Consider the following 2,551-nt stretch of genomic DNA (forward strand, 5'->3'; position numbering starts at 1 on the left):
AAGGCGAGGCGTTCCTGGGCCTCCAGGGAGTAGGGCAGGTCCCCGGGGTCCTCCAGCCCGTCCGACAGCGCGGGCACCTCGGTGGGGTCCGCTCCGGCGACGGCGACGGCCAGCGCCTCCCGCACGGTGCCCGCGGGGGTAGGGGCGTGGCGGGAGCCCGCGAGGTCGCGGGCCCGACGGCCGAGCAGGGCCAGATCGCGGGGGCCGACGGCCCACCGGGGCCCGCTGAGCAGGGCGAGCAGCTCGCTGTTGGCGGTGAGGTCGGAGACCAGGCTCAGGGTGGCCAGCACCTCGCTGACCTCCGGCAGCCTGAGCAGCCCCTTGAGGCCGACGATCTCCACCGGCACGCCGGCAGCGGTGAGGGCGTCGAACACGTCGGCGGCGTGCGCGTTGTCCCGCACCAGCACCCCGATCTCCCGCCACCGCTCCCCCGGGGCGCGGCGCGAGGTCCGGTGGGCGTCGCGCACCTGCGTCACCAGCCAGCCGAGCTCCTCGGCGTAGCTCTCGTGCACGATCGCCTGCACCAGGCCCTCGGCGTCACCGCCCGGCTCCAGCGGCCGCACCTGCGCGAAGCCGTCGTACAGCGGCTGGGCGAGCCGGTTGGCGACCTGGAGGATCCGGCGGTCCGAGCGCCGGTTGACCGTCAAGGGGTACGTCGCCACGTCGGGGCTGCCGTCGGGGCCGGGGAAGTCCAGCCCGAAGCCGAGGATGTTGGACACCGAGGCCCCGCGCCAGCCGTAGATCGCCTGGTTGGGGTCCCCGACCGCGGTCACCGGGTGCCCCCGGCCCTGTGCCGCGGTGCTGCCCGAGAACAGGCGGCGCAGCATCAGGGCCTGGGCGACGGAGGTGTCCTGGTACTCGTCGAGCAGCACGATGCGGAACTTCTCCCGCTCCCGCTCCCCCACGGCGGGGTGGCGGTCCGCGAGGTCGGCGGCCAGGGAGATCTGGTCGGAGAAGTCCATCAATCCGAGCGAGCGCTTGAAGGAGCGGTACTCCTCCACGAGCGCGGTCGCCTCCGCCCGGCGCCCGAACGCGCTGGCGACGTCGGCGGCGATCTTGCCGGAGAGCTCGGCGGCGAACCGCGGAGCCTCCCGCGCGTCGAACGCGCGCAGCGCGGCCGGCTCGACCAGGTGCTCGGCCAGGGCGCCGTCGAGGGCCAGGATGTACTCGATGACGTGCGGCGGGCTGTCGGAGAGCAGCCGCACCGGGCCCTCGTGCCGCTCGATCACGCGGCCGGCCAGCTGGTAGCGGGCGGCGTCGGCGATCACCCGGGTGTCGGGCTCGTGGCCGATCCGCAGGCCGTGCTCGGTCAGCAGCGCTGCGGCGTAGGCGTTGTAGGTGGCCACCACCGGCTCGAGGACCTCCTCCGAGCCGTCCTCGCCCGCGGTGCCGCGGGCGAACCCGGCCACCTCGAGCGCCTCGCGCACGCGCGTCCTCAGCTCGCCGGCCGCCTTGGTGGTGAAGGTGAGCCCGAGGACCTGGTCGGGTCGGACCTGCCCGGTGACGACGAGGTACACGACCCGGGCCGCCATCACCGAGGTCTTGCCGGACCCGGCCCCCGCGACCACCACCGCCGGCTCGAGCGGGGCGCTGATGGCCGCCCACTGCTGGGCGCTGACCTGGTAGTCGGTGCGCATCACCGCCTGCAGCTCGGCCGGGGACCGCAGCGGCCGTGGGGTCGGCGCGGCCGTCACGACAGCACCGTCCCGGACGTCCGGGCCGGGCAGAACCGGTCGAAGTCGCAGTGGGTGCAGTGCGGGCCGGGGCGGGCGGGGAACCGCTCCTCGCGCAGCAGGGCGACCGCGTCGGCCAGCTGGCGCTCGACGGGACGCAGGCCGTCCTCGCCGGGCTGCTGAGGGCCCTGCGCCTGAACGCGCATGCCCGAGGCGAGCTGTTGGCGCAGCTGCCACAGCTCGGCGCCTGCGGGCTCGGTCGGGGTGCGCAGCAGCGGCTCGTGGCCGGCGAGGGAGTCGTCGAAGGCGCCGTGCTCGACCGCGAGCTGGTAGAGCCCGAGCTGGGGGTGGACCGCGACCTCCTCCTTGGTCGGCGTGGACTTGCCGGTCTTCAGGTCCACCACGACGAGGCGTCCGTCGTGGGTGACCTCGAGCCGGTCGGCGTACCCGTGCAGGGTCACCTGCTGCCCGTCCGGCAGCTTCACCTCGGCCTGGAAGGACTGCTCGGTGGCCAGCACCGGGCGGGCGTCGGGGCGGGTGTGGTGCGCCACGAACCGGGCGAGGGCAGCCTCGACCTCGGCCCGCTCCCGCTCCCCCGACCAGGGGGTGCGGAAGGGCAGCTGGCCCCAGACCTCGTCGACGTGGGCCATCAGCCGGTCGACCAGCCCGGCGTCGGGCTCCTCCTCCCCCCGGCCGATGCGGTCGGCGAGGGCGTGGACGACGTTGCCGAAGCCCTGCGCCTGGGTGGTCAGCCGCTCCCCTCCGGCCTCGCGCTGGAGGAACCACTGCGCCGGGCAGGTCTGCAGGCTGGTGAGGGTGCTCGCCGACACCGGGAGCGGGCGTTCGGGGTCGCGCAGCGGGGTGGCCTCCCCATCGGG

General features: G+C 75.3%; 2 protein-coding genes. Both read right to left on the reverse strand.

Going from position 1 to position 2,551, the window contains the following annotated elements; genetic code table 11:
• On the reverse strand, positions 1-1,694 hold a 1,694-nt coding region (locus PLP61_RS16455; protein WP_324503843.1), incomplete at its 3' end, for an ATP-dependent helicase.
• On the reverse strand, positions 1,691-2,551 hold an 861-nt coding region (locus PLP61_RS16460), incomplete at its 5' end, for a RecB family exonuclease (protein ID WP_324503844.1). The genes PLP61_RS16455 and PLP61_RS16460, both read right to left, overlap by 4 nt.

The organism is Nocardioides sp. (genome assembly GCF_035429765.1).
Lineage (GTDB): Bacteria > Actinomycetota > Actinomycetes > Propionibacteriales > Nocardioidaceae > Nocardioides.